The organism is Ruegeria sp. SATB027 (assembly GCF_059613825.1).
In genome coordinates, this window is sequence record NZ_JBXWTH010000028.1 from 116,319 (window position 1) to 141,926 (window position 25,608).

A 25,608-nucleotide genomic window follows, 5' to 3' on the forward strand; every position below is an offset into this window, starting at 1 on the left:
TGCTACTTGGTTAACCCGCGCAACCCGCCCGAGATCAGGATATTAACCTCATAGAGGATGCGGGGCGCGGCCAGCCCGCCGGGGCTGGCCAGATAGTTCGGGCTCCATTCCGGATCGAACTTCTGCTTGAACGCACGAAGGCCCTCAAAATGGTAGAACTGTTCGCCATGTTCGTAAACGAACCCACCGATGCGGTTCCAAAGCGAAGCAAGCTGACGGTTTTCGATCCCTGAGAACGGTGCGGCACCCAGTGAAAACCAGTGAAACCCCTGCTGCGCCCCCCAATCCATCATGTCGGCGAAAAGAGCGTCCATGACGAAACTTGGGCTATCGGGTTCATAACGCATGAGGTCCAGTGACAGCTCGGACTTGTTCCCTCCTTGGAACAGATTGGCAAAGGCCATGATCTTGCCGGTGTTGCCATCACGCAGGATCGCATGATCGAAATAGGACAGGTATTGATCATCAAATCCCCCCAGTGCAAAGCCTTTTTCTGCACCGGCCTTTTGCGCAAGCCAGCGGTCTGAAATCCCACGCAAATCTGACAACAGAGGCCTCAGTTCTTCCTTCGGAATGATCTCGAACACATATCCTTCGCGTTCAGCACGGTTCTTGGCCTGCCGGAATCGCTTGCGCGACTTTCCGTCCAGCGAGAAGTCGTGCAATGACACCCGCGCAACCTCGCCAATCTTCAGGATCGACAGTCCAAGATCCAGAAAAGTCGGCAGATATTTGGTCGAGACACTGTAGAACGCACAGAGTTTACCTTCGCGATCCGCCATTTCCCGAAGCTGCCAAATCAGTTGCTGCCCGGCCCTCTCGTCACCAACCGGTTCTCCTTTTGAAATCAGCGCATTGCCCGTGTCTGCATACGCTAAGAATGCGGTCTCATCCGGTGAGATCAGGAATTGCTTGTCACCGGTGAGCGAGATTTGCGACTCCGTATCCTCACTCTCCATCACCAGCCGCTCGACAACCTCTGGGATTTCAACCCGCTGTGGTGTCGGAATCTCACGCCCGAACAGAGAGTTCACGGCAACAATGCCCACGATCACGGCTACAACAAGGCTGGACCGCAGAAAGCGCGAGGCGTCACCGTTCCAGGCAAACTGCCACCACAGATCGTTTTGGTATTCGACATGCGAATATGCAAACAGCCCGATCCAGAATATCACCGCCAACAGAACCACGACACTGATCAGCCATGGGATGTTCAGCCGAAATATCGACGCACCACTGACCCGGTAGAACGCGCCACGAAACATAGCCAGCAGCCCAATCGTTCCCAGCATCGAAAACGCCTCGTGGATGTCGAGCCCCTTTGCAAGCGACGCAAAGAACCCCACCCCCATCAACACCATCGCAACGACCCATGCCCGGTAGAGCTTGCGGAACAACCCGCGCGACACCAGCAATAGCAACACCCCAACGACACTGCCTGCAAGATGCGAAGCCTCGACAAACGAAAGCGGCAGCATATCTTTCAGCGTGCTGAGCTTTTGCGCCCCCGCTGGCAGCGCGCCCGACACCAGCAAGATTACCCCGGCCACCGCGGCAACCCCGGCCGCTACCATCGGAACCATGGGACGGATCACGCGATAGACCCAGATGGCGGCACCGCCGATCATGTGTCTTTGCGTCAAGGCAGATGCAACGGCAATGGAAAGGCTGGCGACTGCAAATGGTAGAAAAGTGTAAACCACCCGGTAAAGCAGCAACGCAGCAATAACATCCGATCGGCCTGACGCCCCCAGACCGGCAATCAATGTCGCCTCAAACACGCCGATTCCACCCGGCGCATGGCTTAGGATTCCAACGGCAATGGCAGCGATATAGATCGTGAAGAAATACGGGTACCCGACACCCAGATCATCCGGCATCAAAACGTAAAGCACCATGGATGCGCCAAACAAGTCCCCAATGGCAGCCAACGTCAGCAGGCCCGCCAGTTTCCCTCCGGGCAGATCGAAACCGACGCCTGCAACGGCCAACCGCCGGCCACCGCTGGACAGCCAAATGAACATCGCAACAAATGCAGCCAGCAAGCACAACCCTATGGTGGTTTCGACCGTTTCGCTGACGGGCATCACCTTGGATATTCCATCCGGGTGCAGGGTCAGCAATAAGCCCAAAATCAGGATCAGACCCATCCAGAACGCCACCCACGAGGTCGCGATTACACCAGCCACCCGGCCAAGGTCCAAGCCAAGCGACGCGTATATCCGATACCGGATCGCGGTTCCCGTGATGTAGGAAAACCCAAGGCAGTTCGACACCGCGTATCCGCTGGCTCCGGCCATCCCCGCCACAGGTAACGGCACCTTGCCATCTGCCACGCTCTGTACCGCGAACACATCATAGAGCGACAGCGACAAAAAGCTGAACGCTGTCCAGCACATCGCAAAAACCATCAATTTCCATGATGTCGCCGAAATATCGGTCTGGACATCCGACCATTTCACATGGGCCGACAGATCGTGCAAAACCGAAAGGGCAATCCCGGTAATAACGACCGGTATCGCGATGCGCAGCCAGGGTTTTTCCAGCAGATCAGCAAGTCGTTCGGCCCACTGACCGGCCAAAGGTTCGTCACCATTTTCAGATGTGGTCATGCCGCAAGCCTTCCGGAAATACTGAACCCTTAGTCAGCAAGCGGCCTACCTAAGGGTAAGTCGCACCCTGTCTACTCACAAACTCTGGCACAAGTCGCATTCATCTCAAAGCACTAGAGCCGCCCCTTGCGTGTTGACAGCAGCAGGTTCGTTTCCGAACGTGTAACGCCGTCGATCCTGCGAATATGAAACAGAACCTCGTCCAGTTCGGCCAGAGTTTCAGTACTGATTTCGGCAATCAAATCCCAACTGCCGTTGGTCGAATGGACCGCCGTGACCTGCCGCATGGCTCCGATCCGGGACATCACGCGCTCGGTGCCGCGCCCCTCGATTTCCAGCATCATAAGCCCACGTACCGGGCTTTGCGCCAGATCCCGACGCGTCAACACGGTAAAACCAACGATCTCTCCGGATTGCTTGAGCCGTTGCAAACGGCTGCGCACCGTAGTGCGGGTCACACCAAGCGTTTCCGACAGCTCTGACAGGCTGGCGCGCGCGTCACGCTGCAATGCGCCCAGCAGACGACTATCCAATTCGTCCATATTACCTTCTCATTAAGGAGTTTCCTGATCCATTTTGAGCATTTTGTGCTCTTCACGCAAGACACAGTGACGGCCTAAATGGACCACATGGAACGCAAAAACATCATTTTAGTCGGCGCGCCGATGGATGCCGGAAAACGGCGTCAGGGTTGCCGAATGGGTCCTGACGCATATCGCGTGGCCGGGCTGGATCAGGCCTTGGCCGATCTTGGTCACTCCGTTTGCGATTGGGGCGACGTGCAACCTGAAAAAACGGACCTGCCCGAACATCCGCACCTGTTCGCGCTGCCCGAATGCGTCGGATGGACGCAAGCGCTGAGCAAGACCGCACTGACAGCAGCTAAACAGGGCATTCCAATCTTCATGGGCGGCGATCACGCATTGTCCATGGGAACCGTGACCGGGATGGCCGCCTATGCTGCTAAGGTCGACCGCCCGCTATTCGTTCTGTGGCTGGATGCGCATAGTGATTTTCACACCCCCGACAGTACAGACAGCGGCAACCTGCATGGCACACCTGTCGCCTATTTCACAGGAAGGTCGGGATTCGAGGCGCTTCCGCCCTTACCCGCTGTCGTCCCAACCGATCGAGTTGGCATGATTGGCCTGCGCTCTGTCGACCCGGCGGAACGTTCGGCGCTGGAACAGGACCGCGCCATGCTGGCCGACATGCGCAGCATTGACGAACATGGGATCAAGGCGCCGTTGCTGGCGTTCCTGGATCGCGTGAAAGCCGAAAACGCTCTTCTTCACGTCTCGTTGGATGTTGATTTCCTGGATCCGGCCATTGCCCCTGCCGTCGGCACCACTGTTCCCGGCGGTGCGACCGAGCGCGAGGCTCATCTGGTCATGGAACTGCTGCATGAAAGCGGACTGGTCAGTTCGCTGGATCTTGTCGAACTGAACCCGTTCCTGGATGAACGTGGCCGCACCGCAAAACTGATGGTCGATCTGGCCGCCTCACTTATGGGCCGTCGCATCTTTGACCGCCCCACCCGGAGTTTCTGATGACCCAACCTTCTGAAAAGGCACTCGTGCCTTTTGTGTCCGTCGACAACATGATGCGGCTGATCCACCACATAGGTGTCGAACAGATGATCGTACAGATCGCCGATCAGATCGAATCCGATTTCAAACGGTGGGAAAGCTTTGACAAGACACCCCGTATCCCGGCGCATTCTCCCCACGGTGTGATTGAACTGATGCCCACCTCGGATGGGGAGGCATATGGGTTCAAATACGTGAACGGCCATCCCAAAAACACCTCCGAGGGTCTGCAAACAGTGACCGCATTCGGATTGCTGGCGGATGTTTACACCGGGTATCCCACTCTGCTGACCGAAATGACGATGCTGACTGCATTGCGCACGGCGGCGACGTCGGCTCTGGTCGGGCGCTATCTTGCCCCAAAGAATGCCACGACCATGGCCATGATCGGCAATGGGGCGCAGTCCGAATTCCAATGCCTCGCTTTCAAGGCAATGTGCGGGATCGACACTGTCCGGCTTTACGATACCGATCCCGGTGCAACAGCGAAATGCGCCACAAACCTGCAAGGCAAAGGCCTGACGGTCATCCCATGCAAGACACCGGAAGACGCTATTGAAGGTGCTCAGATCATCACCACTTGCACGGCCGACAAGAAATACGCCACCATCCTCACCGACAACATGGTCGGTCCCGGCGTCCACATCAACGCCATCGGTGGTGATTGTCCCGGCAAGACAGAATTGCATCGCGATATCCTGCTGCGCTCGGACATCTTCGTCGAATACCCCGAGCAAACCCGGATCGAGGGCGAAATTCAAGCGCTGGATGCTGATCATCCCGTGATCGAGATGTGGCAGGTTATGACCGGAGCTGCCAAAGGGCGCACAGACGACCGCCAAATCACCCTGTTCGACAGTGTTGGCTTCGCGATCGAAGATTTCTCAGCCCTACGCTATGTCAAACAGGCGATCAAAGGCACTGCATTCTTTGAGCCTCTGGACATGTTGGCCGACCCGGACGATCCGCGCGACCTGTTCGGAATGCTGATGCGGGCCGGTTAGGCGCGCCTAAGGGGGCTCTGCCCCCGCCACCCGTGCCGGGCGCCTCCCCCGGGATATTTATTGGCCAGATGAAGCAGGGGATCCGTTCTTCATCTGGCTCTAAATATCCCGGAGCGCGAGGCAGAGCCTCGCATCCTACCTACCCCGCAAGCGATGGCAGGTAGAGTACAATACCAGGAAATGCCACAAGCATTGCTATGGTCAGGGCGTCGGCCACGAAAAAGGGTGTCACACCCCGGAAGACATCCTGAACACTCAAATCCGGGCGCACCCCGGCGACGACAAAGCAATTCAACCCAATTGGCGGTGTAATCAGGCAAAACTCGGCCATCTTGACGACCAGAATTCCAAACCAAATCGCGCACATCGGCCCGGACATGCCAAACGCACTGTCTGCAGCACTGACCGTTTCACCACCGTTCAGCGCCATGACCGCCGGATAAACAACAGGCAAGGTCAAAAGAAGCATTCCTATCGCATCCATGAACATGCCAAGCACCGCGTAAGCCAGCAGAATGCAGATCAGGATCATCATGGGTGACATTTCAAGGCTGGTTATCCAGTCTGAAAAGGCGCCGGGAAGATCCGCAAACCCTAGAAACCGCACATAGATCAGAACGCCCCAGATGATCGAAAAGATCATTGCGGTAAGCTTGGCCGTCTCCAGCAGCGCGGATTTGAATTCGCTCCAACGCATCCCGTGAAACAGGGCGAAGCAGAAGACAATGAAAGCGCCGATTGCGCCGCCTTCCGTCGGCGTGCCCCACGCTTTTTCACCAAATGGGTTATAGACAAAGCAGATGATGATCAGGATGACGGCGACAATAGGAATGGCTCCGGGAAGGGCCGAAAAACGCTGTTTCCATGTAAAGCCTGTGACCGGGGGACCGACGGATTTGAAAATCACGGCGATCCCGACAATCAGCACGGCATAGATGATCGCGGAAAACGCGCCCGGAATGAACCCCGCCAAAAGCAGCTTCCCGACGTCCTGCTCGACGATGATCGCGTAGATCACCAGAATGGCCGATGGTGGAATCAGTGATGCCAGCGTTCCTCCGGCGGCCACCACACCGGCAGCAAAGCGTTTGTTGTAGCCGACCTTCAGCATTTCCGGGATCGCGATGCGGGCGAAGACGGCAGAGGTGGCAACCGAGGCACCCGAAACCGCGGCGAAACCGGCGGTGGCGAATACGGTTGAAACCGCCAACCCTCCGGGAACCCAGGCGACCCAGCGTTTGGCAGCTTCAAACAACGCCCGCGTGAGACCTGCGTAATAAGCCAGATACCCGATCAGGATAAAGGTCGGGATCAGGCTAAGGGTATGAGAGGCAACTTTGGAATGCGGCACTTGCCCGGCGGTTTTGACTGCAACAGTCAGCGCTTTACCGAACCGCGCCGGATCATACCCAAACTTGGCCCAAAAAATCCAAACAAGCCCAATTAGCCCGGCCAAGCCCGCAGCGAAGGCCACGCGCATGCCGACCACGACAAAGACCAGAAGCCCGCCCGTGACCCAGAGGCCAATTTCAATCGTGTCCATAAATCAGTCCTGCCCTTCGAACTGTTCGGCCTCAGCCGCTGCTTGTGCTGCCGCGTCCTGTATCAACGGAACGGCGACCGGAGCTTCCAATCCCAGCCATAGTGCGCGGCCATATCCCCAGACCTGCAAGGCAAGCCGCAGGCACAGAACGGAAAACGCGATGGGGGCCAGTAGTTTCGCGGGCCACAACGGAATTCCGATATCAATGGAACTGTCCCGGCTCCAAAATGGTGCGCCCAAATCAAAGGATCGGTCGAAGTGAGACCAGCTGCCCCAAACTAGCGCAAGCATCAGAAGCAGGATCAAAACCACCGAGACCAGTTCGAAAAGCCACAACCATCTGCCGTGAAGGCGTGACAAAACGATGTCCATGCGGATGTGGCCACCGTCGCGTTGAACATAAGAAATGCCAAGAAATGCGATCAATGGCATCGCCTGTTCGATCCAGTCAACATAACCTGGCAATGGGGCATTCAGGGCATTGCGCCCACTGACCGAGATAACGGCCAGGACCATCAGGCCAAATACTGCCAAACCACTGATGAGCGCGAGAAAACGCTCCAGTTTCAACAACTGCTGATCCAGCTGGCTCAGACGGCTTCCGTCCACCAGCACTGTGGCCTGTCCTGCCATTCCAGTATTCCCCAATATTGGTGTACCGGGTGCCTGGCAGGCACCCGGGTTCAGGATCAGTTGCCGCCGCGCTGTTGCGTCAGCGTCATCTGCACGAGATCATAAAGATCCTGCGCTGGCAGCCCCTGTGCCGTCATGTCCGCGATCCACTTTTCACGGATCGGATCGGCTGCCTTGGTGCGGAACTCCGCGATCACGGCATCGTCGATCATGACTTTCTGCACACCCTTTTCTTGCAGAACGCTGTCCCATTGTTCGAGCAATCCGCCATAATTCGCGAGGTAGTGTGCGATGGCTTCATCAATCGAGCTATCCAGCGCCTCGCGATGCGCGGCTGGCAGAGCCTCGTAGGCGTCAATGTTGACCACGACCGGGCAGTTTACCGTTCCGGGGTTCAGGTTTGCCGTCCACCAGTCGGCTTCGTTGATTGTCCCGAAAGACAGATGTGCGTGCTGGGCAAAGGCCACGGTGTCGACGACACCGGATTCCATGGCATTGAATGCCTCGGTTGCCGGGACCGAAGTCGGAACACCTCCGACCGCCTCGAAGGCTTGCCCCAAACCGCCAGTTGCACGGACCCGCATTCCGTCAAAATCAGCCAGTTCATCGCGCGGCTCGCCAGTGCCGACCAGATTATACTGCGGCATCGGTGAGGTCATGATGATGCGGGCGTTCCATTGCGCCATCTCATCCTTGACTGCGGGGTGGTCATAAACCGCATGACTGACCGCCACCTCCTCCTGCAGGTTGTTCACGCCGAGAAAAGGCAGCTCCAGAACGGTAATCGCGCGGTTTTTGTCGCGGTGGTAACCTGCACAGAACTGAGCCATCTCGAAGGCGCCAATTTCAATGCCGTCCAGATTTTCGCGCGGCTTGGACAACCCGCCATAGCTGACATTGATGGTGAATTCACCACCGGTTTTTTCGCTAACAAGTTCGGCCAGTTTTTCAACATGTTCAGTGAAGGCACGACGCTTACCCCAGACCGATGCGTTCCACTCAGTAGCAAAAGCTTCACCGACAAAGGCAAAGCTCAGGGCGGCGACAGCGGCGCCGCTCAACATCTTTTTCATCATTTGATCTCCCATTGATGCGCCTCCTCCCGAGGCGCTTGAGGATCAAGCTAGCGCCAACATTCTACTGTGCCAACCCTGCCTTGGTTTTCCGCTGGTATCAGAAGCAGTTCCCGCTTGGATTGCGCATGTAGAAAAACCCGACATTCGTGGACTGACACCTACTTGTGTTAGGAACTGCAAGTAGGACATGTGTTACACCTATCCATATATTTTAAATGGATTTTTACGGAGTTAGTGCGTTTTCTTTACTAGATATGGTCGTAGTTAGAAATTTCTTTACAAATAAATTCAGGGATTCCGGCAATTTATTTATTTATTTTCAGAACTCGGTAATATTCGAACTCGGGGAGGAACGGGATCGACATTGCCGGACCAAGTGGCAAAAAATGTCCCAACGCAATCCAGTCCAGAGGGAGGAGCCTCAAAAATGACCACCGCTGCCCAGGCAGATGCCAAGACCTATCCGCCATCCGCAGAAACCGTCGCCCGTGCGCATGTTGATGCCGAAAAATATGCCGACATGTATGCCGCTTCGATCAGTGACCCCGACGCATTCTGGGGCGAGCAAGGCAAGCGCGTTGACTGGATCAAACCCTTCACCCAGGTCAAAGACGTTAACTACGATTTCGGTTCGGTTAAAATAAACTGGTATGCTGATGGCACCTTGAATGTCTCGGCCAACTGTCTGGATCGCCACCTGAAAACCCGCGGTGATCAAACGGCAATCATCTGGGAACCGGACGATCCAAATGACCCGGCTCAGCATATCTCTTACGCGGAACTGCACCGCCGCACCTGCCGCATGGCAAACATCCTAGAATCTTTGGGTGTGCGCAAAGGCGACCGCGTCGTCATTTATCTGCCGATGATCCCCGAGGCCGCTTATGCCATGTTGGCCTGTGCGCGGATCGGCGCAATTCACTCTATTGTTTTTGCGGGCTTCTCGCCGGACGCACTGGCTGCCCGGATCAATGGCTGTGACGCCAAGGTTGTGATCACCGCGGACGAGGCTCCACGCGGTGGGCGTAAAACGCCATTGAAATCCAATGCCGACGCGGCGCTGCTGCACTGCAAGGATACGGTCAAGTGCCTTGTCGTCAAACGGACCGGTGGCCAGACCACCTGGATCGACGGTCGTGACTTTGACTACAACGAAATGGCCCTTGAGGCGGACGACTACTGCGCGCCTGCCGAAATGAGCGCCGAAGATCCACTGTTCATCCTATACACCTCCGGCTCGACAGGTCAGCCAAAAGGCGTTGTTCACACAACCGGCGGCTATCTGGTTTACGCCGCAATGACGCATGAGATCACCTTCGATTATCACGAAGGCGATGTGTATTGGTGTACTGCGGATGTGGGCTGGGTGACCGGCCACAGCTATATCGTCTATGGCCCCCTGGCCAATGGTGCGACCACGCTGATGTTTGAAGGCGTTCCAACTTTCCCCGACGCGTCGCGCTTCTGGCAGGTTTGCGAAAAACACAAGGTGAACCAGTTCTACACCGCGCCCACAGCGATCCGCGCCCTGATGGGTCAGGGCAAAGAGTTTGTCGAGAAATGCGACCTCAGCGATCTGCGTACTCTGGGAACCGTGGGTGAACCGATCAACCCTGAAGCCTGGAACTGGTACAACGAAGTGGTCGGCAAGGGCAAATGCCCCATCGTGGATACATGGTGGCAGACGGAAACCGGCGGTCACCTGATGACCCCCCTGCCCGGCGCCCATGCAATGAAGCCCGGATCGGCAATGAAGCCGTTCTTTGGCATCGAACCAGTGGTGTTGGATCCGCAGTCCGGCGTCGAGATCGAAGGCAATGGTGTCGAGGGTGTGCTCTGCATCAAAGACAGCTGGCCCGGCCAGATGCGCACCGTCTGGGGCGATCATGAGCGGTTCGAAAAAACCTATTTCTCGGATTACAAAGGCTACTACTTCACTGGTGATGGCTGTCGTCGCGATGAAGATGGCGACTACTGGATTACCGGGCGCGTGGACGATGTGATCAACGTGTCCGGCCACCGCATGGGAACGGCCGAGGTGGAAAGCGCACTGGTAGCACACGCCGCCGTCGCAGAAGCCGCTGTTGTCGGATATCCTCATGAAATCAAGGGGCAAGGCATTTATTGCTATGTCACTTTGATGAATGACCGTGAACCAAGCGAAGAGCTCCGCAAGGAGTTGCGCACCTGGGTCCGGACCGAGATCGGACCGATCGCCAGCCCCGATGTGATCCAGTGGGCCCCGGGCCTGCCCAAAACACGCTCGGGCAAGATCATGCGTCGCATCCTGCGCAAGATTGCCGAAAACGATTTCGGTTCGCTGGGTGACACTTCGACACTGGCCGATCCGTCGGTGGTCGAAGACCTGATCGAAAACCGCGCGGGCAAGTGAGGATGTGATGGACGCTGCTACGATCACCACACCCGCAGTACTTATCCTTCTCGGCCCTCCGGGCGCCGGGAAGGGCACGCAGGCCCGGATGCTGGAAGAAAAATTCGGACTTGTTCAACTCAGCACGGGTGACCTGCTGCGCGAAGCCGTTGCCGCAGGCACCGACGCAGGCAAAGCCGCCAAAGCCGTGATGGAAGCCGGTGATCTGGTTAGTGACGAGATCGTCATTGCGATCCTGCGCGATCGTATGGCGCAACCAGATTGCGCCAAAGGTGTCATTCTGGATGGGTTCCCCCGCACAACGGTTCAGGCCGAGGCGCTGGACGGTTTGCTTGCGTCCAATGACCAAAAGATCAACGCAGCAATCAGCCTGGAGGTGGAAGATGCCGAAATGGTGATCCGCATCTCGGGCCGCTACACCTGCGCGGGCTGCGGTGAAGGGTACCACGACCAGTTCAAGAAGCCTGCCGAAGACGGTAAGTGCGACAAGTGCGGCAGCACCGAATTCAAGCGCCGCGCGGATGACAACGCTGAAACCGTGGCTTCGCGTCTGGCAGCTTATCATGCGCAGACCGCGCCGCTGATCACCTATTACGACGGTCACGGTGTTCTGAAACGCATCAATGCCATGGGCAGGATCGAGGATATCGCGGGCGATCTCGAAGGGATCGTCAGCGACGTGATGAGTTAAGGGGAGGAGATAAGCCGCAAGGCTTTGATCCTAAAAAGAATACTTCAAAAGACCGCTTTGGCGGACTGGTGGAGTTTTGCCTGACACCACACGGTGTTGGGCATTGTCGAGAAGCGGACCGACGCACTGGAGGAGTTGGGCACCGGGCCGCCAAACGAGGAAGCGAAGGAGGAACCCGCAATGGCGGATCAATCTACAAACTCCGCGCAGGCAGCCGAAGCCGACAAGGGCTATTGGCAGGCCAACCTGCGCCTCATCTACATCAGCCTCGTGATCTGGGCGCTGGTGTCATTTGGATTCGGCATCCTGCTGCGTCCGCTGCTGTCGGGCATCGCCGTCGGTGGTACTGATCTGGGCTTTTGGTTCGCTCAGCAAGGATCGATCCTGGTCTTTCTGGTGCTGATCTTCAACTACGCCTGGCGCATGAACAAGCTGGACGCCGAACACGGCGTGGATGAAGAGTAAGGGAGAGCGGGGATAATGGATCAGTTTACCATCAACCTGCTGTTTGTCGGCGCATCCTTTGCGCTGTACATCGGCATCGCGATCTGGGCCCGCGCGGGTTCCACATCAGAGTTCTACGCCGCCGGTCGCGGCGTGCACCCGGTCACCAACGGTATGGCGACAGCGGCAGACTGGATGTCTGCGGCCTCGTTCATCTCGATGGCAGGCCTGATTGCCTTTACCGGCTATGACAACTCGACCTTCCTGATGGGATGGACGGGTGGCTACGTGCTGTTGGCCCTGCTGCTTGCGCCTTACCTGCGGAAGTTCGGCAAGTTCACCGTATCGGAATTCATCGGCGACCGCTTCTACAGCCAGACAGCACGCATCGTTGCGGTGATCTGTCTGATTGTTGCATCGGTGACCTACGTTATCGGTCAGATGACCGGTGTTGGGGTTGCCTTTGGCCGCTTCTTGGAAGTGTCGAACACCACCGGGCTGTTGATCGGTGCAGGCGTTGTGTTTGCCTACGCGGTGTTCGGAGGGATGAAGGGCGTGACCTATACACAGGTCGCTCAGTACTGCGTGCTGATCACCGCCTACACCATCCCTGCCATCTTTATCTCGCTACAGCTGACCGGCACTCCGATTCCGGCGCTGGGTCTGTTTGGCGACACCGCAAGCGGCGTACCGCTGCTGACCAAGCTGGATGGCATCGTGTCCGAACTTGGTTTCGCGGAATACACAGCGCACCACTCGGACACACTGAATATGGTGCTGTTCACGTTGTCGCTGATGATCGGTACTGCCGGTCTGCCCCACGTCATCATGCGGTTTTTCACTGTTCCCAAAGTCGCTGACGCACGCTGGTCTGCTGGTTGGGCGCTGGTCTTTATCGCTCTTCTGTACCTGACTGCTCCGGCCGTAGGTGCGATGGCTCGTCTCAACATCACCGAAATGATGTGGCCCAATGGCGGCATCGAAGGTGGTGCCGTTACAGTCGAACAGATCGACAACGATGCACGGTACGACTGGATGGCCACATGGCAAAAAACCGGTCTGCTGGATTGGGAAGACAAGAACGGCGACGGCAAGATTCAGTACTACAACGACAAGTCTGAATCGATGCAGGCGATTGCGGAACAAAAAGGCTGGGTCGGAAATGAGCTGACCAAGTTCAACCGCGATATCCTGGTTCTGGCCAACCCCGAGATTGCCAACCTGCCCGGTTGGGTGATCGGTCTGGTCGCTGCTGGTGGTCTTGCGGCTGCTCTGTCGACAGCTGCCGGCCTGCTGCTGGCGATTTCGTCGGCCGTGTCCCACGACTTGATCAAGGGCGCGATCAACCCGCAAATCACGGAAAAAGGTGAACTGATGTCAGCCCGTGTCGCGATGGCCGTAGCCATTATGGTTGCAACCTATCTGGGCCTGAACCCTCCGGGTTTTGCGGCGCAGACTGTTGCTCTCGCGTTCGGCTTGGCAGCGGCATCGATCTTCCCGGCATTGATGATGGGGATCTTCTCGACCCGCATCAACAACACCGGTGCGGTCGCGGGTATGCTGGCGGGTCTGGTCGTTACACTGGTCTACATCTTCCTGCATAAGGGCTGGCTGTTCATTCCGGACACCAACTCGTTCACCGATGCCGACCCGCTGCTGGGTACGATCAAGTCAACCTCGTTCGGTGCAATCGGTGCCATGGTCAACTTCGCTGTCGCCTATGTTGTGGCTGGCATGACCAAGGAAACTCCGCAGGAGATCAAGGAACTGGTCGAAAGCGTTCGCATTCCCCGTGGTGCGGGTGCAGCTCAGAACAAGTGAGCATGATGCGGTCGTTGGCACTTGCCTTCGACCGCGTCTTTCGATCCACTACTCCCGCCCGGCATACCACTGGGCGGGATTTTTTCACCAAAACATCGGAGACATCAGATGCCCCTGTCCCACGATGAAATCGCCCGGTTTCTGAAATCCGTTCATCCCTATGACGCGTTACCGGCTGATGCCCTGGATCAGATCGTAAAACAGATCGAGGTCTGGGAAGTCGAGGAAGACACCTCGGTCTATGAACTGGGTCATGCGCTTCCCGGTGTGTTCGTGATCTATGAAGGACAGGTTGAAATCACCGATGAGAATGGTGCCGTTGTCTCTCAACTGGGTTTGCGCAATTCTTTTGGAGAGCGCGGACTGCTGAAAGACGGCAAGGCAGCCACCAAGGCGCGTGCGCACACTCCGTCGGTCCTGATTGTTTTGCCACCGGATCTGGTGCGCGAGTTGATCGACGGTCACGATGTGGTCGCCAAGTTCTTCGACCGGACACGCGGCGACAGAAGTGGCCCGCAAAGCCTTGCGACCAGTTCCATTGATATTCTGATGGCACATAACCCGGCCACCTGCCCCGCGGATACGCCTGTTCAGAAAGCGGCGCAGATCATGCGCGACAAGCACATCTCGTCGCTGTGCATCACGGACGGCGACACGTTGCAGGGCATCGCAACGCTGCGGGATATCTCGGGCAAATACGTTGCGGACGGCCTGCCTCCGTCCACGCCGGTTTCCGAAATCATGACCGCAAACCCCGTCACCCTGTCACCCGGCGACATTGGTTCTGACGTGTTGCACATCATGATGGAACGCGGCATCGGCCACGTCCCGATTTCCGAGGGCGGTCGGCTGGTCGGTATTGTCACACAAACCGACCTGACACATTACCAGGCTGTGAACTCGGCCGAACTGGTGCGACGCATCGCGCAGGCAAATACCGCCGAAGATATGGCGCGGGTAACGGCGGAAATCCCACAGCTGCTGGTGCAACTGGTTGCAGGCGGGAACCGGCACGAAATCGTCACGCGCCTAATCACCGATATTGCTGACACGGTTACCCGGCGCCTTCTGGCCCTTGCCGAACAGAAACTGGGCCCGCCCCCTGTGCCGTATCTGTGGCTGGCCTGCGGCTCGCAAGGGCGGCAGGAGCAGACAGGCGTGTCGGATCAGGACAACTGCCTGATGTTGGATGACGGCGTGACCGATGCGGATATGGAGTACTTTGCAAAGCTGGCCAAGTTTGTGTCGGACGGGCTGGATACCTGTGGCTATTTCTATTGCCCCGGCGACATGATGGCGACCAATCCGCGCTGGTGTCAGCCGGTGCGTGTCTGGCGCGACTATTTCAAGGGATGGATCGCCAAACCGAACCCCGAAGCGCAGATGCTGGCCTCGGTCATGTTTGACTTGCGTCCGATTGGCGGCACGTTCGACCTGTTCGCCGACCTGCAGGCCGACACATTGGCGGCGGCCAGGTCCAATTCGATCTTCGTCGCACATATGATCTCGAACTCGTTGAAACACACCCCGCCGCTGGGGTTGCTGCGTGGGTTTGCAACCATCCGGTCGGGCGAACACCGCAATACGCTGGATCTGAAACACAATGGAGTTGTTCCGGTCGTGGATCTGGCGCGGATCTACGCCTTGCAAGGCGAGCTGCCCGAGGCCAATACCCGCGCCCGCCTTAAAGCGGCTGAGGCCAATGGCGTTCTCAGCGCGTCGGGCGCACGCGATTTACTGGACGCCTATGATCTGATCGCCGAAACCCGGCTGGAACATCAGGTCCAACTGGTCAAATCAGGCAAGAAACCAGACAATTATCTGCCACCTTCCGATCTTTCGGACTTTGAGCGAAGTCATCTTCGTGACGCCTTCGTTGTGGTAAAAACGATGCAATCGGCGGTCGGCCACGGCAAGGGAATGCTGGGCTGACACGTTTCTGAAGAACGGAGTGACACGATGTTTCTGGAATTGATCGGCACTGTTTTTGCGGGCTTCGCGTTTGCGGGCATCGTACTTGTGCTGAACAAGCTGACCGGAGGGCGGTTGCCCAAATGGGTTACTCCGGTCGCGGCGGGTTTGGGGATGATCGCTGTGACAATTTCCAGCGAGTATTCCTGGTATGACCGCACGCGCGAACAGCTTCCCGAGGAAATGGCAATCGTACAAGAGGTTGAAAGCCGCGCCCTCTACCGCCCGTGGACCTACGCCATGCCCTTCGTCGACCGCTTTGCCGCCATCGACACCGTGTCGGTGCGCACAAACGAAAACGTGCCCGACCAGCGGCTTGTCGATCTTTACTTCTTCGGCCGCTGGGCCCCGGTTTCAAAACTGCCCGTAGCCGTAAACTGTGCCGAGAATCGTCGCGCCAATCTTGCGGACGGTGCTGAGTTTTCCGATGACGGACGTCTGCTGAATGCAGACTGGATATCTGCCGGGCCTGCCGACCCCATCATCGACGCCACCTGCGGGGTTTGACCATGCTCACAGGGTTAAGCCTGAGGCTCAGGATATTTCTGTTTTTCTGTCTGCTCGCGCTCGGCGGGATATCAATCAGTTCCGCCGCCCTGTGGATCACCTATGCCCGGGCAGCGCAACCTGACCTGTTTGATGACTTCATCTTTGCCGAGGTTCTGATCGGGTTTGGATTACTGGCTTTGATCGCCGGTATCTGGCTGTTGTTTGACGACAATGTCGCCAAACCGATCGAACGGCTTTCAGCACAACTGCGGGCCCGCGCTCATGCCGGTGTCAGCACCGATCTGGACATGCAAGCCGCGCGATACCTGGGCGATCTGGCCCCAGCAGCGGCTGGCCTGGCCGAGCAACTTGCCGCAAATGCCATGCACACAGCCGAGGCGGTGGCCGCCGAAACCGCTCATCTGGCGGCGGAAAAACAGCGCCTTACTGCCCTTCTGACCGAAATCCCGGTCGCCATGTTGCTGGCCAGTCCGAAACACCAGATCGTTTTGTATGATGGTCAGGCAGCCGAGGTGCTGGCCCAGATCGCGCATCCCCGCCTGAACGCCTCGCTCTTCGAATACATCGAATCGACGGGGCTGACGGACGCGTATGGAAAGTTGTGCAAATCAGGTAAGGATGTTTTCTGCACCCTGACCAGCGTGGACGGCCGACAAACCTATTCGGCCCGAATGAAGCCACTGGGGGACGCACCCGGTTACATGCTGGTGTTCGAAGACAGCGTTGCCCGTATGTCGCCAGATGAGGCCCGCCCACTGGTCTATGATTTCGAGTTGCTGGACACGCCGGGTGACGGTGCGTTCGAAAACCGCTCTTTGCTGGATCTGTGTTTTGTGGTCTTTGACACGGAAACAACCGGTTTGCTGCCGCACAAGGATGAGATCGTTCAAATCGGCGCGGTCCGCGTTGTGAAAGGCAAGATCGTTGCGGGCGAGCATCTGGACATGCTTGTTGATCCGGGCATTCCGATCCCTGCTGCCTCGACCCGCGTGCACAAGATCAGTGATCGCATGGTTCAGGGCGCGCCGGATATCGTCAAAGCCGGGCGTGTGTTTCACCAATTCTCACGCGATGCGGTGATCGTAGCCCATAACGCCCCGTTCGACATGGCGTTCCTGCGTCGCCATGCCAAGCGTATGGAAGTCGAATGGGATCATCCGATACTCGACACTGTGCTGCTGTCAGCTGTTTTGTTCGGCGCAAGCGATACACATACACTGGACGCGCTGTGCGAACGGCTGGACATCTCAATCCCCGAGGCACTGCGCCATACGGCATTGGGCGACGCGGTGGCAACGGCCGAGGCGCTGGTCAAGATGCTGCCCATTCTGCAGGCGCGCGGGCTGAACACCTTTGGCGAAGTTATCGTCCAGACCCGCAAACACGGACGTCTTCTGGAAGACCTGAATTAACACCGAAATTTGCTAACGCCGTTCAGCTTTTCGTGGACAATCCGGGCCACGCATGGCACCTGATGCGCGGCCAAGGAACACGCGTGCGATATGACGGAAAAGATTTTCACACCGACCCCGGATCAAAGCCACGCCTTTCGTGAGGCGCTGGGATGTTTCGGAACAGGCGTCACCGTGATCACTGCGCAAACCGAAGACGGCCCACGTGCAATCACCGTAAACTCGTTCGCGTCAGTGTCCCTGAATCCGCCGCTGGTGTTGTGGTGCCTGGCCAGAGAGTCAAACCGCTTCGACACTTTCAGCACCTGCACCCATTACTCGATCCACGTGATGGCTCAGGATCAACAGGATCAGGCGCTAAGATTTGCCCGCGACGGTGTGGATTTCACCCATGCCGAGTGGACGACGGACGAGGCTGATCGCCCGCAGCTGGCCAATTGTCTGGCACGGTTTGACTGCCGGTTGCATGCCCGGCACGAGGCCGGAGATCATCTCATCATTGTGGGTCATGTGGATCAGGTCATGTACCGCACCGGCAAGGGTCTGATCTTCAAGCGCGGTCAGTTCGGCGGGTTTGTCGACCCTTTCTAGTCGTCCAGCGACCCATGCACCGCCAGAACCTCTAGCTGTGCGTCTTGCGGAGTGATCACACGAAAGGCTTCGTGCACTCCTGTCTCAGACAATTCTCTGGCGACGGTCAGCAGCGTGTTGGCGGCATGGTCTTCACACAGCTCTGACATGTGATCGATTTCGTTCTGTGCCACGCTCAATGCCGCTTCGACCGAGGGCGCTCCGTAATACTGCACGAAATGTTCTGCCAGATTGCGGGTGATCTGATCCCTTTCAGCCGCTTCGATCTGGGTTACCGCCACAAATGTCACCCGACCAAAGGTTTCCAGCCCCAGCCAGCCATTCGCAAAAGCCTGACGCGCCTTACCTTCCAGATCCGCGCCGCTCCAATTCGAAAACTCGAACCCGCCCGAAACGCACCATTCGCCCGTACGTGCCGGAGAATGGAACACGTTCATGTCGCTTTCATCGAAATGGATCGCGCGGGCCAGTTTCATCGTCCGTTCTCCAATAGTTCCGTCAGCGGGCGCAGGCGGGTGTTGAACCCGTCGCGGATCAGCATTCCAAACCGCTCATCCGTGCCAAGGAATACACCGCCATCAACCAGTGGCTCACCTACGCCACGCAGCAGGCCCATCCATTCGGCATGCAGGGGCGCGTTGCCATCCTCCTGCCAGCGGTTGAGCCAGGTCAGCATATGGCGTGACCAGCTTTCGACCAGTTGCGTGGCCGAAACCTCGGCACAACCTTCATCATAAAGGGCTGTGACATCCGGCGTTTCGCCGGGCGCGCTGCTGGTTTGCATCAATGCGAGCTCCCAGCTGACAATCAGCCAATCCGGTTCTTCTTCCGCGTTTTCCCCGGAGGCCGAAACGCGGAACACACCGCATTTCGCACCATTCACACAAATCAGACCATCCCACCCCAGATGCACTGCCACTTCGGGTGGGGCCAGAGCGCCCAGCGCATTCTGAAACCCAACAGCACAAAGCGGCAGCATCGCCATCGCGTCCCGAAGCGGCACCTCGGGCGCGAAAACGATCGCGACACGCAGGTAATCGGCCTGAATGTTATAAACAACCGCCCCCGCATCGCAGCCCAGCGCCGCCATAGCCTGGGCGCGTTCAAACGGGTCTTCCCCACCCTGAACCGGGTGGCCCGTCAACAAAGGGGGAAAGACCGGTTGGCTCATGCGGTGCCTTTGGCGATCATGTCGCGGGCGATCTTGCGGAAAGCCTCAGCCTGAGGGCTGTCTGGTTTGCTGACCACAATAGGCGCACCCCCGTCTGCGGCGATACGAATGTCCAGATGCAACGGGATTTCACCCAGCAGCGGCACGCCCATCGCCTCGGCCTCGGACTTGACACCACCATGACCAAAGACGTGTTCTTCATGCCCACAGTTCGAACAGATATGCGTGGACATGTTTTCGATCATCCCAACGATAGGCGTCTTGAGCTGATTGAACATATCGATTCCCTTGCGGGCATCAATCAGCGCCACGTCCTGCGGCGTCGAGACGACAATAGCGCCGTCCACCTTGAATTTCTGACTCAGCGTCAGTTGCACGTCGCCGGTACCCGGCGGCAGGTCGACGATCAGCACGTCCAGGGCACCCCATTGCACCTGGCTCATCATCTGTTGCAGCGCCCCCATCAGCATCGGCCCGCGCCAGACAACGGCCTGCCCTTCATTGGTCATCAACCCCATCGACATCATGGTGACGCCGTGGTTGCGCAGCGGCAGGATAGTCTTGCCATCGGGGCTGGCCGGACGGCCCGAGACGCCTAGCATTCGAGGCTGCGACGGCCCGTAAACATCCGCGTCCAGCAAACCCACGCGCCGCCCTTCTGCTGCCAGTGCACAGGCCAGATTGGCCGACACGGTGGATTTGCCCACCCCCCCCTTGCCAGAAGCAACCGCGATGATCCGGTCGACACCGGGAACGGCCTGTGGTCCAGTTTGCGAGGGCTTGGGTTTCGGCTTCAGATCCGGCGGCGCCTTGTCGGAATGAGCAGTCATCAGGGCCGATACATTTACGACGCCCTCAACCATCTGTGCGGCCTTTTCAGCTGTTGCGCGCACAGGTTCCATCTTTTCGGCATGCTTCGGGTCGATCTCAAGGACAAAGCGAACCGTATCGCCCTCGACATTCAGCGCACGCACGATGCCCGCACTGACAATGTCCTGACCTGAAACCGGATCGGTGATCTTTTTCAGATTCGCCAGAACCGCGTCACGAACACTCATGCTGTTCTCTCCTTGGTATGCCCCGCCGACAGGGGCGTGCGTGTCGACATGTATTGGTCGCCGCTCATTGCATGTGTCTCCGTCTCTTTCTGTTCATTTGACGCGTAACAGCCTTCATAGTTAGGCTAAACCATGCGCCTTGTCTTGTTGTGCCTGAGCCTGACGCTCACCGCCACCCCCTCCTTGTCGCAGGAGGCGATTGGCCTTGCGGCTCCGGCAGAGGTTAACGACTCCGGTCTGTTGCAACATATCCTTCCTCGCTTCTCTCTCAAGACCGGGATACGCGTTGTCGCAGATGATGCCGGTGCCATGCTGCTGGTAACCGAACCACCCGGCGATCCTGTCTTTGCCCGTGGTGGCGTGGTTTATCACCTGCGGATCGAAGGCGATGATCGTCAAATCCGGTTTCGCGACTGGCTGCAATCAGAGATCGGCAAGCGCACTGTCGAAAGCTTTCCTCCTGTGGTGGGTGAACCGTTCAGCGCCAGCTTTGATCCCAAGGTCACCCAGTCGGACGATACCCTGGACGGCAACACCGTGTTGGGCGAAGAACTGTCGATGACCCATTGTGGTCGATGTCATGTGATTGGCCCCCGCAATCGGATGAACGGGCTTGGCTCGACCCCCTCTTTCGCCGTCCTGCGCGCGATGCCAGATTGGTCGGAACGGTTCGAAGCGTTCTTTGCCCTCAATCCCCACCCCGCATTCACGCAGATCGACGGGTTGACACCGCCCTTTGATCCCGAGCGCCCATCCCCAATTCACCCGGTCAAGATGACGTTGGACGATCTTGAAGCCATCCTGGCGTTTGTTTCGCGCATAGACGCCGCTGATCTGGGCGCGCCGCTAAAGCTTCAGTGATCCTTTCTATCCGAATAGTAATCCTCGGTGGTAACGACCCGAGGCTTGGGTTTTGACTGGAACGGATTGTCCTGCTGCTGGAAATGAGCATTCACCCGGCAATTGTCGCACATCTGGATCATCCGTGCCTGATCCGACGTGGCAAACATCGGGTGCGTGCCCGAAAGCTTTTCCATGATCCGTTCAACGGTTGATTTCACCCCGAACAAAGCCCCGCATTCGATGCAGGCAAACGGTTCCTCCTCGTTCAGGACCTGCTGAGACAGGGCAGCATCGCTCAGATCCAGTTGCGGCACCAAGGTGATCGCGTCTTCGGGGCAGATCGTCTTGCACATTCCGCATTGCAGGCACGCATCCTGCTGAAAGTTCAACTGGGGCTTGTCAGGGTTATCCATCAAAGCCCCGGACGGGCACAGCGACACGCAACTTAGACAGAGCGTGCAACTGTCTGTATTCACAGCAACGGCACCGTAAGGCGCACCTTCAGGCAATGGCAGCGGGGCTTTGGCCTGCGGGTTCAGGGCCTGTGCTGCCAGCCGCGCGATTTGTCGGCGGTTGCCAAGTGGCAAGACCGGATTTGCCAACGGTTCGGGGACATTTTGCGCATACAGCAAGTCTGCCATCGCATCAGGGTCCACCTCCTCGATCAGCCCGATCGCATCCGAACTGGTTATGGCACGTGCCAGTTCAATTTCGCGATCCAGCGCATCCCGTTCGGTCTTCGGGGCCAGCAACACATCCACACGCGCAAATCCATGTGCCAGCGCGGCCAGCATTTCCGAATGGCCGAACCCGGATATCACTTTCAATTCCAGCGGGATAACATCCGCAGGCAATCCCCGGCCGAACCTTGCTGTAAGCCTTATCATTTCGGCCCCGTGGGCGTCGTGCACAAGCAACCGGGGTGCGATACCGCCTGCCCTTCGGTACGTGCGTGCCAGAATATGCATCCGTGACAGCAGGGCCGAAACAGGTGGATCTTCATAGGTTATCGCCGTTGACGGGCAGACCGCCGTGCATTCGCCACACCCGGCGCAGACCATTGGATCAATCGCCACATGCTCGCCCGAGGGTGTGATTGCACCGGTTGGGCAGATATCCAGACAGTTTGAGCATCCGACCTGTTCCGCCCGCGAATGGGCGCAAAGTGTTTCCTCCAGTCGCACGTACAGTGGTTTTTCGAATGTTCCGACCAGTTGGGCGGCTTCAAAAGCCAAACGTTCTACAGACACCGCATCCTTGGGATCAGCCCTCAGGTACCCCTCGCGCTTGGCCGGAGCTTGCACAAAGGGCGTGCCCCCCGTTAGGTCAACGATGATATCGCAGGCTGATTGCGCCCCATCTCTTGGTTCCGTCCAATTGAAAGCACCTCTGCCTGCGGGAACCACTTGCTGCACATTGTCCAGACGCAAGGAAAACCCACCCAGAGCACCCGAAACAGACCGCAATTGTCCCCGAATGACATCGAAGGCCCGAGAGTCCGGCTCAGCCTGATCCGTGACCAGAACGGTTACAGCCAGTGTTCGGGCCAACCTTTCCGCCAGTCCAAAGGCAACGGTACCAGGACCAATGATGAAACACGTGCCTTCGCTGATAACATCAACGCTGGGCGTCACCGGTTGCGGCAGGAACGCTTCGGCAGCTAAGGCAGCCATTTTGGCCGCCGCATCCGCGCCCTGATCGGACCAACCGGCGCGATCCCGCAGGTCGACAAAGCCGGGGATTTCGACATTCATATCTTCGGCAAGCGACCGGAATACCTCTTGTTCCTGCAGACAGGCGATGACGATATCGCCCTCTTGCATCAAGGCCGCAGCGGATTGCAGTTCTTTTGTACAAAGCGCGGTATGAACCTTTGAACAGGTAATTCCGCAGGCGCTTGCGATCCTGACCGAATCCAGCGCCTGAGTTCCCGCGCAATCGCAGAGCAAAAGTTTCGTGCCCATGTCCCCTCCCTCGGGAAGCAGTCCCGATCCTTTGCACTTTAGGCTGCATTCCCGATGAGGCAACTTCAACCCTGCGAAGTGCACAGCGCGCCCGGCAGAGTTTCGCGGCAAAATCCCATAAAACAAAAGCCTTCTCAGGCTTTGATCACGAAGACGCTACCGGGAATACGACCAAAGTATTAACGCGCAGGCTTGGCACGCGGCTATTTTGTGTACCATAGTGGACATGGAAAGGCAGGGGAGAGCCTTTCGGGGAGGATCCAGTGGCCAAGGCCGCAAGCCAGATCGACATGCCGGTTGGCGTCATTGTGCGCAAAACACCCGGGGTCACACGTTGGGCCCGCTGGAACTGGCGCGCGGTCGCCGTGTTGCCCGGTGCAGGGCCAGCCGATTGGCAGGAACTGCGCCGCGAAGGCGAGGCGGTGGAATACCACGCTGCCACCCTTCCCCTGACCCTCTGGGCGGACGAGACCGAAGCCTACCTGGTCAACCTGTCGGACGGGCAGCCCTCGATCTATCTTGTACTGCGGAATGAGCTGAAGGGCGACACGCCCCTGAATGCAGTTCTGATCACCGCTTCTCCGTTCCAGGGACAGGATTACGCGGACACCGGCGAAGAGATTGTCGAGAAAATCCCAATGACCGAAGGACTGATCGCCTGGGTACGGGATTTCACCCTGAAACATCACCAGCACGAAGTGTTCGTCAAGCGCCGTCGCGACAGAAAGCGAACCGATTTGGTGGAGGATGGTAAGGGCGACGCGCGTATCCGGCAGGCATCGGATGTTTTCCGCGCCCCGAGACGGGTGCTGCAATGACAGAGCGGCGTGATTTCTGGTCGCGCCGAAAGGCTGCCGTTCAAGCCGAAGCTGAAGCCGAGGCGCTCGCCCTTGAAGAACAGGTGATCGCAGCCCATCACGCCGAACTTGAAGAAAAGAGTGACGCTGAGATTTTGGCTGAATTCAATCTTCCCGATCCCGATACCCTCGGACCCGGCGATGATGTTTCGGGCTTTATGTCCAAGGCAGTGCCTGATCGCCTTCGGCGCCGTGCCCTGCGTCGGCTGTGGCGGCTGAACCCTGTTCTGGCCAATGTCGACGGGCTGGTTGATTACGGCGAGGACTACACCGATTCCGCCTGCGTGATCGAAAACATCCAAACCGCCTATCAGGTTGGAAAAGGCATGCTGGCGCATGTCGAGGCACTGGCCGCCGACGCGCAAGAAACGGAAGTAGACGAAATCGAGGCTGATACGCTCTCTGAACCTGAGGTCGTGCCGGTTGACCCCGATCCCGTGCCACAGCCGGTTTCAGTTGCTCAGGTAGAAGAGCCGGAAGAACTCGAACGTCCCCCGTCGCCACGTCGAATGACATTTGAATTTGAAGGATGACCGAATGACCGCAAGTGACGCGCACACTCTGGATGTTTCAGCCGAGGATCGCCTGCGCGCGGATTTCTATAACTTTCTGGGTCTGTTACTGGCAGGTCCTCCGGACCAGATATTGCTGAACCAAATGGCTGGTCTGGTCGGAGATGACACGGATCTTGGCAAGGCCATTCAATCCATGGCGCGGGTTGCCAAAGTTACCAAGCCAGCCGCTGCCGAACGGGAATTCAATGCGTTGTTCATCGGATTGGGCCGGGGTGAGTTGCTGCCTTACGCCAGTTTCTACCTGACGGGCTTCCTGAACGAGAAACCCTTGGCTCAGCTGCGCAATGACATGGCGGTTCGCGGGATTACACGTGCCCAGAACGTGTTCGAGCCCGAAGATAACATCGCCTCATTGATGGAGATGATGGCCGGAATGATCGTCGGGCGTTTTGGCAGCCCGGCATCCCTTGATGACCAAAAGGCATTCTGGAGCAAGCATATCGGCCCGTGGGCCACGCATTTCTATTCGGATTTGGAAGCAGCCGAGAACTCGGTTCTTTATGCATCCGTCGGCACTGCCGGTCGGGTGTTCATGGAGATCGAGCGCGAAGCGTTCCGGATGACGACAGCGTGAACCGCTGTCATTCGCCAGCGCCCAAACGGGCGTTACACTGCAATTGGGAAAGGAGGTTCCCATGAGCAAGACCAAGGAAGAAGGCGCCACCCGCCGTGACTTCCTCAAACTGGCCGGAACCGCAGCACCTGCTGCCGTTGCCGCCGCCAGCCTGACCGGGAAGGCCGAAGCCGCCGCGCTGCCGACCGACGAAACCCGCATTCAGGATACTGCGCATACACGCGCCTACATCGAGAGCACCCGGTTCTAGGACCGGACGCTTTCACACCCGGCAGAC

Annotated in this window: 24 protein-coding genes; 15 read left to right on the plus strand and 9 right to left on the minus strand. The window is 57.8% G+C overall.

Features of this window, described 5'->3' with window-relative positions:
- Positions 1–2: 2 nt before the first annotated feature.
- Together mprF and AC2FPW_RS05780 are read right to left on the minus strand one after the other, a co-directional pair.
- Entirely contained in the window at positions 3–2,612 is a 2,610-nt protein-coding gene (gene mprF / locus AC2FPW_RS05775) for a bifunctional lysylphosphatidylglycerol flippase/synthetase MprF (RefSeq protein WP_496812841.1), read from the minus strand.
- 113 nt (positions 2,613–2,725) lie between these two features.
- Positions 2,726–3,154, minus strand: a complete 429-nt coding sequence (locus tag AC2FPW_RS05780; RefSeq protein WP_480472343.1) for an Lrp/AsnC family transcriptional regulator — start codon at positions 3,152–3,154, stop codon at positions 2,726–2,728.
- An 87-nt stretch (positions 3,155–3,241) separates the two neighbouring features.
- Here AC2FPW_RS05780 and rocF point away from each other — a divergent pair, with 87 nt between their 5' ends.
- Both rocF and ocd read left to right on the plus strand, forming a co-directional pair.
- Positions 3,242–4,162, plus strand: coding sequence for an arginase (gene rocF, locus AC2FPW_RS05785; protein ID WP_496812842.1), 921 nt, complete (start codon positions 3,242–3,244; stop codon positions 4,160–4,162).
- Positions 4,162–5,205 carry an ornithine cyclodeaminase gene (gene ocd, locus AC2FPW_RS05790; protein WP_496812843.1) on the plus strand — a complete coding sequence of 348 codons (1,044 nt, stop codon included), beginning with the start codon at positions 4,162–4,164 and terminating at the stop codon, positions 5,203–5,205. The genes rocF and ocd overlap by 1 nt, the downstream gene beginning before the upstream one ends.
- A 139-nt stretch (positions 5,206–5,344) precedes the next feature.
- On the opposite strand, the gene AC2FPW_RS05795 is transcribed toward ocd, so the two are convergent.
- Genes AC2FPW_RS05795 through AC2FPW_RS05805 form a run of 3 tightly spaced genes read right to left on the minus strand, consistent with a single transcriptional unit; the run spans position 5,345 to position 8,454 of the window.
- Positions 5,345–6,748, minus strand: coding sequence for a TRAP transporter large permease (locus AC2FPW_RS05795; protein ID WP_267364043.1), 1,404 nt, complete (start codon positions 6,746–6,748; stop codon positions 5,345–5,347).
- 3 nt (positions 6,749–6,751) lie between these two features.
- Positions 6,752–7,381: a TRAP transporter small permease gene (locus AC2FPW_RS05800; RefSeq protein ID WP_480583827.1), complete on the minus strand. Its 630-nt coding sequence runs from the start codon at positions 7,379–7,381 to the stop codon at positions 6,752–6,754.
- A 56-nt stretch (positions 7,382–7,437) separates the two neighbouring features.
- Positions 7,438–8,454 carry a C4-dicarboxylate TRAP transporter substrate-binding protein gene (locus AC2FPW_RS05805; RefSeq protein ID WP_480583824.1) on the minus strand — a complete coding sequence of 339 codons (1,017 nt, stop codon included), beginning with the start codon at positions 8,452–8,454 and terminating at the stop codon, positions 7,438–7,440.
- A gap of 430 nt (positions 8,455–8,884) precedes the next feature.
- Here AC2FPW_RS05805 and acs point away from each other — a divergent pair, with 430 nt between their 5' ends.
- From acs to AC2FPW_RS05845, 8 genes are all read left to right on the plus strand, one after another.
- Complete coding sequence (gene acs / locus AC2FPW_RS05810) at positions 8,885–10,849, plus strand: acetate--CoA ligase (protein WP_267364041.1); 1,965 nt, start codon at positions 8,885–8,887, stop codon at positions 10,847–10,849.
- A gap of 7 nt (positions 10,850–10,856) precedes the next feature.
- A complete protein-coding gene (locus AC2FPW_RS05815; RefSeq protein WP_267364040.1) occupies positions 10,857–11,540 on the plus strand; it encodes an adenylate kinase in 684 nt (227 codons plus the stop codon).
- A gap of 180 nt (positions 11,541–11,720) precedes the next feature.
- Positions 11,721–12,005, plus strand: a complete 285-nt coding sequence (locus AC2FPW_RS05820) for a DUF4212 domain-containing protein (protein ID WP_209504901.1) — start codon at positions 11,721–11,723, stop codon at positions 12,003–12,005.
- 15 nt (positions 12,006–12,020) lie between these two features.
- Entirely contained in the window at positions 12,021–13,805 is a 1,785-nt protein-coding gene (locus AC2FPW_RS05825; RefSeq protein WP_496812844.1) for a sodium:solute symporter family protein, read from the plus strand.
- 108 nt (positions 13,806–13,913) lie between these two features.
- A complete protein-coding gene (locus AC2FPW_RS05830; RefSeq protein WP_267364036.1) occupies positions 13,914–15,737 on the plus strand; it encodes a DUF294 nucleotidyltransferase-like domain-containing protein in 1,824 nt (607 codons plus the stop codon).
- 27 nt (positions 15,738–15,764) lie between these two features.
- On the plus strand, positions 15,765–16,283 hold the full coding sequence (locus AC2FPW_RS05835) for a hypothetical protein (protein ID WP_267364034.1): 519 nt from the start codon (positions 15,765–15,767) through the stop codon (positions 16,281–16,283).
- A gap of 2 nt (positions 16,284–16,285) precedes the next feature.
- On the plus strand, positions 16,286–17,698 hold the full coding sequence (locus AC2FPW_RS05840) for a 3'-5' exonuclease (protein WP_496752865.1): 1,413 nt from the start codon (positions 16,286–16,288) through the stop codon (positions 17,696–17,698).
- A gap of 90 nt (positions 17,699–17,788) precedes the next feature.
- The gene (locus AC2FPW_RS05845) at positions 17,789–18,289 is read left to right on the plus strand and encodes a flavin reductase family protein (protein ID WP_480485887.1); all 501 of its coding nucleotides are present in this window, start codon (positions 17,789–17,791) and stop codon (positions 18,287–18,289) included.
- Here AC2FPW_RS05845 and AC2FPW_RS05850 read toward each other — a convergent pair.
- Genes AC2FPW_RS05850 through AC2FPW_RS05860 form a run of 3 tightly spaced genes read right to left on the minus strand, consistent with a single transcriptional unit; the run spans position 18,286 to position 20,518 of the window.
- Complete coding sequence (locus tag AC2FPW_RS05850) at positions 18,286–18,765, minus strand: DUF6505 family protein (RefSeq protein WP_480485889.1); 480 nt, start codon at positions 18,763–18,765, stop codon at positions 18,286–18,288. The genes AC2FPW_RS05845 and AC2FPW_RS05850 overlap by 4 nt on opposite strands.
- A complete protein-coding gene (locus AC2FPW_RS05855; protein WP_496812845.1) occupies positions 18,762–19,460 on the minus strand; it encodes a biotin/lipoate--protein ligase family protein in 699 nt (232 codons plus the stop codon). Before AC2FPW_RS05855 ends, AC2FPW_RS05850 begins: the two co-directional genes overlap by 4 nt.
- Positions 19,457–20,518 (minus strand): Mrp/NBP35 family ATP-binding protein, encoded by a 1,062-nt coding sequence (locus tag AC2FPW_RS05860; RefSeq protein ID WP_480485893.1) that lies wholly within the window; start codon positions 20,516–20,518, stop codon positions 19,457–19,459. Before AC2FPW_RS05860 ends, AC2FPW_RS05855 begins: the two co-directional genes overlap by 4 nt.
- Before the next feature lie 132 nt (positions 20,519–20,650).
- Between AC2FPW_RS05860 and AC2FPW_RS05865 the strand changes: the two genes are divergently transcribed.
- Positions 20,651–21,379 (plus strand): hypothetical protein, encoded by a 729-nt coding sequence (locus AC2FPW_RS05865; RefSeq protein WP_496812846.1) that lies wholly within the window; start codon positions 20,651–20,653, stop codon positions 21,377–21,379.
- Here AC2FPW_RS05865 and AC2FPW_RS05870 read toward each other — a convergent pair.
- Positions 21,373–23,325, minus strand: a complete 1,953-nt coding sequence (locus tag AC2FPW_RS05870; RefSeq protein ID WP_496812847.1) for a 4Fe-4S binding protein — start codon at positions 23,323–23,325, stop codon at positions 21,373–21,375. The two genes, AC2FPW_RS05865 and AC2FPW_RS05870, sit on opposite strands and share 7 nt — an antisense overlap.
- Positions 23,326–23,588: 263 nt before the next feature.
- Between AC2FPW_RS05870 and AC2FPW_RS05875 the strand changes: the two genes are divergently transcribed.
- From AC2FPW_RS05875 to AC2FPW_RS05890, 4 genes are all read left to right on the plus strand, one after another.
- The gene (locus AC2FPW_RS05875; RefSeq protein ID WP_267365561.1) at positions 23,589–24,143 is read left to right on the plus strand and encodes a DUF3305 domain-containing protein; all 555 of its coding nucleotides are present in this window, start codon (positions 23,589–23,591) and stop codon (positions 24,141–24,143) included.
- On the plus strand, positions 24,140–24,715 hold the full coding sequence (locus AC2FPW_RS05880; RefSeq protein ID WP_496812848.1) for a DUF3306 domain-containing protein: 576 nt from the start codon (positions 24,140–24,142) through the stop codon (positions 24,713–24,715). Before AC2FPW_RS05875 ends, AC2FPW_RS05880 begins: the two co-directional genes overlap by 4 nt.
- 4 nt (positions 24,716–24,719) lie before the next feature.
- Positions 24,720–25,331, plus strand: a complete 612-nt coding sequence (locus AC2FPW_RS05885; protein ID WP_480583792.1) for a TorD/DmsD family molecular chaperone — start codon at positions 24,720–24,722, stop codon at positions 25,329–25,331.
- A 61-nt stretch (positions 25,332–25,392) separates the two neighbouring features.
- Positions 25,393–25,581 carry a ubiquinol-cytochrome c reductase iron-sulfur subunit N-terminal domain-containing protein gene (locus AC2FPW_RS05890; RefSeq protein ID WP_209504175.1) on the plus strand — a complete coding sequence of 63 codons (189 nt, stop codon included), beginning with the start codon at positions 25,393–25,395 and terminating at the stop codon, positions 25,579–25,581.
- Positions 25,582–25,608: the final 27 nt, after the last annotated feature.

Bases quoted from the DNA above. Each gene is read 5' to 3' on its own strand.
- AC2FPW_RS05865 (WP_496812846.1), top strand. From the start codon at position 20,651: ATGCGCCTTGTCTTGTTGTGCCTGAGCCTGACGCTCACCGCCACCCCC.
- AC2FPW_RS05830 (WP_267364036.1), top strand. From the start codon at position 13,914: ATGCCCCTGTCCCACGATGAAATCGCCCGGTTTCTGAAATCCGTTCAT.
- AC2FPW_RS05885 (WP_480583792.1), top strand. From the start codon at position 24,720: ATGACCGCAAGTGACGCGCACACTCTGGATGTTTCAGCCGAGGATCGC.
- AC2FPW_RS05815 (WP_267364040.1), top strand. From the start codon at position 10,857: ATGGACGCTGCTACGATCACCACACCCGCAGTACTTATCCTTCTCGGC.
- AC2FPW_RS05780 (WP_480472343.1), bottom strand. From the start codon at position 3,154: ATGGACGAATTGGATAGTCGTCTGCTGGGCGCATTGCAGCGTGACGCG.
- AC2FPW_RS05795 (WP_267364043.1), bottom strand. From the start codon at position 6,748: ATGGACACGATTGAAATTGGCCTCTGGGTCACGGGCGGGCTTCTGGTC.
- AC2FPW_RS05845 (WP_480485887.1), top strand. From the start codon at position 17,789: ATGACGGAAAAGATTTTCACACCGACCCCGGATCAAAGCCACGCCTTT.
- AC2FPW_RS05890 (WP_209504175.1), top strand. From the start codon at position 25,393: ATGAGCAAGACCAAGGAAGAAGGCGCCACCCGCCGTGACTTCCTCAAA.
- acs (WP_267364041.1), top strand. From the start codon at position 8,885: ATGACCACCGCTGCCCAGGCAGATGCCAAGACCTATCCGCCATCCGCA.
- AC2FPW_RS05825 (WP_496812844.1), top strand. From the start codon at position 12,021: ATGGATCAGTTTACCATCAACCTGCTGTTTGTCGGCGCATCCTTTGCG.
- AC2FPW_RS05880 (WP_496812848.1), top strand. From the start codon at position 24,140: ATGACAGAGCGGCGTGATTTCTGGTCGCGCCGAAAGGCTGCCGTTCAA.
- AC2FPW_RS05800 (WP_480583827.1), bottom strand. From the start codon at position 7,381: ATGGCAGGACAGGCCACAGTGCTGGTGGACGGAAGCCGTCTGAGCCAG.
- AC2FPW_RS05850 (WP_480485889.1), bottom strand. From the start codon at position 18,765: ATGAAACTGGCCCGCGCGATCCATTTCGATGAAAGCGACATGAACGTG.
- AC2FPW_RS05840 (WP_496752865.1), top strand. From the start codon at position 16,286: ATGCTCACAGGGTTAAGCCTGAGGCTCAGGATATTTCTGTTTTTCTGT.
- rocF (WP_496812842.1), top strand. From the start codon at position 3,242: ATGGAACGCAAAAACATCATTTTAGTCGGCGCGCCGATGGATGCCGGA.
- mprF (WP_496812841.1), bottom strand. From the start codon at position 2,612: ATGACCACATCTGAAAATGGTGACGAACCTTTGGCCGGTCAGTGGGCC.
- AC2FPW_RS05835 (WP_267364034.1), top strand. From the start codon at position 15,765: ATGTTTCTGGAATTGATCGGCACTGTTTTTGCGGGCTTCGCGTTTGCG.
- AC2FPW_RS05805 (WP_480583824.1), bottom strand. From the start codon at position 8,454: ATGAAAAAGATGTTGAGCGGCGCCGCTGTCGCCGCCCTGAGCTTTGCC.
- AC2FPW_RS05870 (WP_496812847.1), bottom strand. From the start codon at position 23,325: ATGGGCACGAAACTTTTGCTCTGCGATTGCGCGGGAACTCAGGCGCTG.
- AC2FPW_RS05860 (WP_480485893.1), bottom strand. From the start codon at position 20,518: ATGAGTGTTCGTGACGCGGTTCTGGCGAATCTGAAAAAGATCACCGAT.
- AC2FPW_RS05820 (WP_209504901.1), top strand. From the start codon at position 11,721: ATGGCGGATCAATCTACAAACTCCGCGCAGGCAGCCGAAGCCGACAAG.
- ocd (WP_496812843.1), top strand. From the start codon at position 4,162: ATGACCCAACCTTCTGAAAAGGCACTCGTGCCTTTTGTGTCCGTCGAC.
- AC2FPW_RS05855 (WP_496812845.1), bottom strand. From the start codon at position 19,460: ATGAGCCAACCGGTCTTTCCCCCTTTGTTGACGGGCCACCCGGTTCAG.